The sequence below is a fragment of the Lentibacillus songyuanensis genome (genome assembly GCF_039548255.1).
Classification (GTDB): domain Bacteria; phylum Bacillota; class Bacilli; order Bacillales; family Amphibacillaceae; genus Lentibacillus_C; species Lentibacillus_C songyuanensis.
Genome location: NZ_JBCLVH010000044.1, coordinates 1 through 7,588 on the forward strand (window position 1 = coordinate 1; position 7,588 = coordinate 7,588).

Here is a 7,588-nt window from a genome sequence, read left to right on the forward strand (position 1 = left end):
AGAAGGTGGCTCATTTTTCCGCATTGACTGGCTCAAAACTCCGCATAAGTGGCTCAATTCATCCGCAATATTCAATTCACTTTTAATTGCGTTTTCCAGATCATTTTCTACAAGGAATTGTTGAATTCTCGTAATCCAATCAATTTGTTCTGTGTTTGGTTCGAAATCCATTTTGCTTCCTCCTAAGTGTATAATGTTGTTATGTTTCTGTTAATTGTTCTGGAGTGGAATTAAGCAACAATTGAAGCTTATCCATGCTTTGCATAAAATCTGCTATTTCCTGCCACAACAATGCTCGCTTTGTTAATCCCAATAATCTGCTGCCTCTTTTTTGCTTAATAATCCAGGGAACTATTTGGTGATTCTCAATATTTAATTGCCCAACTAGCCTTTTCAAATGAATCCACAATTCAATTGTTTCACTAAGTTTCCTATACTCATCCTGAATCACCGTCAACTTACCTTTCATTTCTTGCCAATCATTAAGGATCGATATTTGTATTAATTCGTTGTTTCCGCTTGAATCAGAATCCATTGGTGTGTCACTTAACTGCATCTCTAAATTTTCTAAGGCCAATTTCCACAAAAAAAATTGGTCACTGGTAAATAAATCACTTTCTTCCTCAGACAATCTCGCCCTCAAACGACGAACATCTCTCAGATTAATTCACCCCTTTTTCTTTGATATAAACACAGAGTTAAAAATCTTTAGGAAGAAGAAAATATCTCCTATTTACTATTCATCATAATACCTTTAGACTTATAATAAAAATGATTAAATAAGATTGAATCGATCATTTTAAATGATAGGGGGAGTGTAGGATGGACATAAAGGAATTGGTTATCTTTAAAGCTCTGGCTCATGAAGGAAATATCACAAAGGCCGCTGAACAATTAAATTATGTTCAATCTAATGTTACAGGGAGAGTAAAAAAATTAGAATCAGAACTGCAAACCGTACTGTTTTACAGACATCCGCGGGGTGTCTCGTTAACCTCAAAAGGAAAACTGCTTTTAGCGTATACAGACAAAATTTTAAACTTAATGGAAGAAACCAAAAAAGCTATTCAAGATTCTGAAACCCCTCATGGCCCACTATCTATAGGTGCAAATGAGACAACGGCATCTGTTAGATTGCCTGCTGTTTTGGTTTCTTACAATGAGAACTACCCTGAAGTAGAATTGTCCCTAAACATTGGTGAAACAGAAGATCTTATCAGTGATGTTCTTGATTACAAACTAGATGGAGCGTTTGTGGTAGGACCCGTTAAACATCCTGACATTATTCAGACACCAATACTGAAGGAAGAACTCGTTGTTATAACAGACAATCTGCAAGCCCCATTCACTTTTTTAACGGATTTAAAAAAACGGACATTGCTAACACGCCCCCATTGCATTCACAGAAAACGTCTAGAACAATGGCTTCATGATGAGGGCATTTTTCCCTTAAAAATTATGGAGTTCGGAACATTAGAAGCAATTATCGGATGCGTAAAGGCCGGATTAGGGGTTTCTATAACTACAAAGTCACTTGTCAGTCACCATAAAATGGATGACCAGCTCTGTTACCACGAGATCCCCGAAAAATACTCCACTGTAAAAACAGTGTTTATACGAAGAAAAGATGCCTTTATCACTAGTGCCTATAGCAGATTTATAGAAATGATAATCCAAAGTTTCTGAGGGCAATACTCAAAAAAATTTGTTCATTTAAACCAAAAGGTAAATAAAAATAATATCTTGTAATGAAGATTACTTTAATCATTAAAATCACGTATTGTTAATTATATCTAGATCAACTACGTTGCATTAATTATATTTAGCATAAAGGTGTTTGAAATATTCGTGTTATTTTTCCTATACGAACAAAGAGTCCCTTATAATAGATAGGTCAGATGGTTCCCTGGCAAATCCATGTATAAAGGGACTCTCAATATGGTAAAGTGCACAAAAAACTACATTTGTTTATTGAATCTCACCTATAAATACAACTTTTGGATCAGGTTAACAGGCGGAAACAGAAACAATACTTTTTATATTTCCCCTTCGTATTTTTGGAGATCAAAGGTTTACTACCAAAGGAACAAATTCAAATCGTAATTTCAATGCCTACCACTTCATTTTCCACCTTTATATATTTCATATCTTGTCTTTTATTAAAGCTTATATTTTTAATTAAAAGATTACGTTCTAAAAGATCTTTATATTGTTCAACAGCTGACCTCAATGACTCATTTAAGTTAAATGTAAGGTTAACCCGTTGTTCTACAGGTAAATTTAATTCCTTCCGATATTGTTGTACGGCTCTAATGAGCTCACGTACAAGGCCTTCTTTACGGAGGTTGTCATCAATTTTAGTGTTTAAAAGAACCGTATAGACTTCATTAGAAGCCATTTCTACCCCTTTCTTGGTAATTTGATTAATCAGCAAATCTTCTTTCCCAACGCAAATATACTCTCCTGTTTCAGATTCTAGTTTAAATGAACCTTTTTCGACAACATTCTTTGTTTCTAACTCTGATAGCTGATTTAGCGCCTTTTGAACAATTCCAACTTGTTTACCAAGCTTTGGCCCCGCGGTCGGAAAATTTAATTTAATTTCATATTGAACAGCTCCCCCAGCATTTTCTTGAAAATGAACTTGTTTTACATTGATTTCTTCTTCAATAATATAGCTATACTTAGCTAAATAATTTATATCCTGATTATTTCCGACAACAATTAATTCAGATAAGGGCTGCTTTGTTTTGATGTTTGAAGCATTTCTGGCACGACGCGCAAGTTCAACAGCCTGGAGTACACCTTCCATTTCATCCTCAAGTTCCTTATTTCTCTTCATTTCATTAACTTCAGGAAAGTCAGATAGATGGGCACTTTTACCGGTTAGATTAGTATGAATATCCTCGGTTACAAATGGCGTAAAGGGTGCCAGCAGTTTACTAGTCGTTATTAATACCTTATATAAAGTATGATAAGCAGCCAATTTATCTTGATTCATTCCCTCAGTCCAAAAGCGATCACGCGACCTTCGGATATACCAGTTACTGACCTGCTCAACGAAAACGGCAAGTTCCCTTGCAGAAGCAGTGAAATCATAATTATCAAGGTATTCCGTGACTTGTTTAATAACTGTATGAAGTCGTGACTCCACCCATTCATCTAATAATGACTTCTCTCCTTGATCATGTTCGCAAGGATTAAATTGGTCAATCTCAGCATATAGTGTGTAGAAAGAATGGACATTGACAAGAGTGTCAACTAATTTTGATTTTGCTTGACTAACTATATTAGCCGAGAAACGCTTATTGTTCCATGGCGCACTATCAACAAGTAATGACCATCGAAGTGCATCAGCCCCATATTTTTCTACAAGATCCATTGGACTAATCACATTCCCTTTGCTTTTGGACATTTTACGGCCATCTTCATCAAGAATGTGACCAAGAGAAAGTACTCGTTTGTAAGATGGCTTTCCAGTAAACAGGGATGATACAGCCAAAAGACTGTAGAACCATCCTCGTGTCTGGTCAACACCTTCTACAACGACATCAGCAGGAAACTGTTTTTCAAATAACTCTTTATTTTCAAACGGATAATGATATTGAGCAAACGGCATCGAGCCACTATCAAACCATACATCGATTACTTCTTTTGTTCGTTTCATATCCCCTTGACACTTTGGACAAGTAAGAGTGATTTTATCTACATACGGCTTATGAAGCTCCAAATCTTCAGAAACTGGATGGCTGGCATGATCCCTAAGATCCTGTATGCTCTTGGGTACGTATTGGTGATCACAGGTTTTACAAATCCAAACGTTCAATGGAGTGCCCCAGTAACGATTGCGGCCTAAATTCCAATCAACCATATTTTCAAGGAATTTCCCGAAACGACCGTGCTTCATATGGTCCGGAAACCAGGTAATTAATTCGTTGTTGCTCAGAATAGTTTCTTTGATTGCAGTTGTTTTTACAAACCAACCTTCCATTGCGTAATAAATAAGTGGAGAATCACAGCGCCAGCAGTGAGGATAGCTATGTTGATACTTTTCTTTCGAAAATAACAAACCTTCATCTGATAGCATTTTTATAATAGCAACATCGCTATCCTTCGCAAATTTACCGGCCAGTGGTGGAAAGTCTCCCGTATAGCAGCCCGATTGATCAACGACGTTTGCAAAATCAAGTCTATTCACTTTTACAGCAGTGTAGTCATCCTCACCATGCGCAGGAGCAAGATGAACGACTCCGGTACCACTTTCATCTGTAACAAAATCGGCTTCAATCACTATATGTCCTTTATCTAGATTCAAGTAGTTAAAAGGAGGCTGATAAGATAAACCAACGAACTCACTACCCTTGTGATTGCTTATGATTTCATATCCTTCGTCCATTACATAATCCACAAGATTTTGAGCGACAATATACACTTCGTTCCCTTGCTTAACTTTCACATAATCCAAACCTTTATTAACGGCAAGCGCTACATTGGCTGGTAATGTCCAAGGCGTTGTTGTCCAACCTAAAAAATATACATTCTTTGTGCCTTGTATTTTAAATTTAGCTGTGACAGATAAATCTTTAACATCTTTGTAGCCCTGAGCCACTTCGTGCGAGCTTAAGGAAGTTTGACAACTTGGGCAGTAAGGCGTAACACGGTGCCCGCGGTACAGCAATCCTTTTTCATGAATGGTAGCCAAGATATACCAAACAGTTTCGATATATTCATTATGAAGTGTTATATACGGGTCATCCATGTCAACCCAATAGCCAATTGCCTCAGTAAAAACTCGCCACTGACGTTCATAATCAAAAACACTTTTCTTGCATTCTTCAATAAAATTTTCCACACCATAGTCTTCAATCTCTTTTTTACCAGAAATACCGATTTTCTTTTCCACTCCTAGCTCAACTGGAAGGCCATGTGTATCCCATCCCGCCTTTCGAATAACCTGGAATCCCTGCATTGTTTTGTAACGTGCAATAAAATCCTTAATCACACGCCCCAAAACGTGACCAGCGTGCGGTAGTCCATTTGCCGTAGGTGGACCTTCATAAAAAACAAACGTTTCATTGCCCTCACGGTTGGAAATAGACCTCTCAAATGTTTTTTCCTTATCCCATAAAGTCTTAATGCGATTTTCTCTTTGTAAAGGGCTTTCATTTGTGTTTACCTTTTGCATGAACTCACTCCTTTTTTCCTTTATAATATACAAAAACTCGCCCCTAGAAAATAGGGACGAGTTTCAACCCGTGGTACCACCCTGACTCTGGGAATCGCTATTACAGACGATTATCCAGCACTCATTCAACGTATCATCATACGTGATCGTTTTAACGGTAGAAACCCGTTCAAGCCTACTCAATTTTCGGCTTAACTTCTCGGAGAGGATTTTCAATACACTCTACTCGTTGACTCTCACCTAATTGCCAACTCTCTGTGGGGCAGGAGCAATATTTACTCGTTCTCGTCATCAAATTAATGTATTTAATTTTAACTGATTTTATCTTATATTTGATGTCTTTGTCAAATATTTTAAATTAATAGCGCTTTCTTAGGTATTAAATACCTTTTTTTTCATAATATCCCCAACAAGTTTTGCATTTTTCTTAACATGAGGGGAAAATAACATTTCCATATGATCCCCAAATCCTTGGGATACACTAAAGTCATCTGTTGTTAAGTTAAACCAGCTAACTTTTTCATTACTATTTTCTTCAGATTTAACCATGTGAATGTTTGCTTGTACCCGCCCTTTATTTACCAACTTATTTAAATATAAGTGATAGTTCTTAACACTTTCTACAAGTTCCTGTTTTCCAATTTGTGAAAAGTATGCTTTATTAAACTGAAGGAATACATCCACTGACTCTTCGGCTACCTTTTTTACATCGTTCTCCGATATATATTGGACTTCTTCCCTTGGTTTCCCATCTAGCATAATCAGATCAGATACTTCATAGCCTTGCTTTTCCATTTCTTTCGCTAGTTCAAATACAAGAGGACATCCAGCAGAATATCCCATTAAAAGATAAGGCCCTTCATTTTGTATATTTACAATCTGATTGATATATTGCTGTAATCTGTCTTCCTTATGCACATAGTCTAAACCATACAATGTGTAGCCATCGATCAACTGAGCTAGTTCGAAAAATATGGTGCTGTAGCCTGAAACAGGTGGTAAGCAAAAAACATTATTGTTACTTAGGTAATTCTTCTTCGTTAGTAAAGTTATAACTTGTGAGTTACCCATTTGGGCGTCTGTACTCAATAAATATTTATTTAACTCTCTTATTGTTTGATGTTTAAAAATAGTAGGTAATCCCATTTTTATATCTAAAGCTTCATTCATCTTACTTGATATTAAAATTGCTTTTAAAGAATGTCCCCCCAAGTTAAAGAAATTATCGTTCACTCCTATCTGTTCCACCTCTAGCACCTCTTGCCATATCTCTACTAATTTGCTTTCCAGTTCTGTCGTTGGCACCACATATTCATTGGATCGATAGGACCCAACCGGTTTTGACAACGCCCTTCGATCTACCTTACCGTTTGAAGTTAGCGGGATTGTGTCTAATTCCTCAATAAAGGATGGAACCATATAAACAGGCAGCTTTTGACTTAAATAATCTCTAAGTTCCATACTTACAATCGGTTCTTTTAAAACCACATACGCACACAAAAATGTTTCATTTTTTCCTTCTTTCCAATCCAGTACAGTTGCGTCTTTAACGTTTGGATGGCCTAAAAGAATACTCTCAATTTCGCCTAATTCGATCCGATATCCCCGAATCTTAACTTGATGGTCAATCCTTCCAAGAAACTCAATATTTCCATCCGGCAAATAACGTGCTAAATCGCCTGTTCGATACATTTTTTCCCCAGGAGAAAATGGATTTGGAACAAACTTTTTCTCTGTTAATTCAGGACGGTTTAAATATCCGCGCGCAAGCCCCTCTCCTCCAATACATAATTCGCCGAAAACCCCTATAGGCTGTAACTGTGAGTATTTATTCAGAATATATATGCTCTTGTTTCCCATTGGTTTTCCAATTGGAACTACGTTGTATTGGTCATTTTTAGTTGGTTTCCACATTGTAGCACCAATCGTTGCTTCCGTTGGTCCATATGCATTTACATAAACACTTTCCCACAGTTCTACCAATTCTTTTGAACTTGCAGATCCCGCAGTAACGAGAAATCGAATAGTCGCTAAACCCTTACTTTTCAAATGTCTTAAATAGGTTGGAGGAAGGGTTAAAATGGTAATCCGATTGCGATTTATATAGTTTTCAAAAAAATGATAGTCATAAATCACTTCCTGAGGAATAATATATAGACTTGCCCCATTCAAGAGGCATTTTGTTACTTCTTCAATTGATGCATCAAATGCAATACTAGCAAATTGTCCCATTCGATCCTTTTCTTTAATTTCCAGATGTTCTTTGAAGTGATAGACAAGATTAGCCACACCCTCATGTTCAACCATCACTCCTTTAGGTTTTCCGGTTGTTCCAGAGGTATAAATCACATAAGCCAAATTTCGAGAATGGTTTACAGACTCTAGATTTGATTTATCTATTCC

The 7,588-nt window shown here is 36.8% G+C and carries 4 protein-coding genes and 1 other annotated feature; of the genes, 1 reads left to right on the top strand and 3 read right to left on the bottom strand.

Going from position 1 to position 7,588, the window contains the following annotated elements:
* Positions 1 to 199: 199 nt before the first annotated feature.
* Entirely contained in the window at positions 200 to 631 is a 432-nt protein-coding gene (locus WMZ97_RS21575) for a hypothetical protein (protein WP_343274127.1), read from the bottom strand.
* Positions 632 to 822: 191 nt separating this feature from the next.
* Between WMZ97_RS21575 and WMZ97_RS21580 the strand changes: the two genes are divergently transcribed.
* Positions 823 to 1,686 carry a LysR family transcriptional regulator gene (locus WMZ97_RS21580; protein WP_343274128.1) on the top strand — a complete coding sequence of 288 codons (864 nt, stop codon included), beginning with the start codon at positions 823 to 825 and terminating at the stop codon, positions 1,684 to 1,686.
* Between the two features lie 406 nt (positions 1,687 to 2,092).
* Here the strand turns inward: WMZ97_RS21580 and ileS are convergent, their stop codons facing one another.
* Entirely contained in the window at positions 2,093 to 5,185 is a 3,093-nt protein-coding gene (gene ileS, locus WMZ97_RS21585; RefSeq protein WP_343274129.1) for an isoleucine--tRNA ligase, read from the bottom strand.
* A 49-nt stretch (positions 5,186 to 5,234) separates the two neighbouring features.
* Positions 5,235 to 5,486: a binding site (T-box leader), on the bottom strand.
* Positions 5,487 to 5,557: 71 nt separating this feature from the next.
* On the bottom strand, positions 5,558 to 7,588 hold a 2,031-nt coding region (locus WMZ97_RS21590), incomplete at its 5' end, for a non-ribosomal peptide synthetase family protein (protein ID WP_343274130.1).

Excerpts from the sequence above, each read along its gene's own strand:
- WMZ97_RS21580 (WP_343274128.1), top strand. The coding sequence starts at position 823 with ATGGACATAAAGGAATTGGTTATCTTTAAAGCTCTGGCTCATGAAGGA.
- ileS (WP_343274129.1), bottom strand. The coding sequence starts at position 5,185 with ATGCAAAAGGTAAACACAAATGAAAGCCCTTTACAAAGAGAAAATCGC.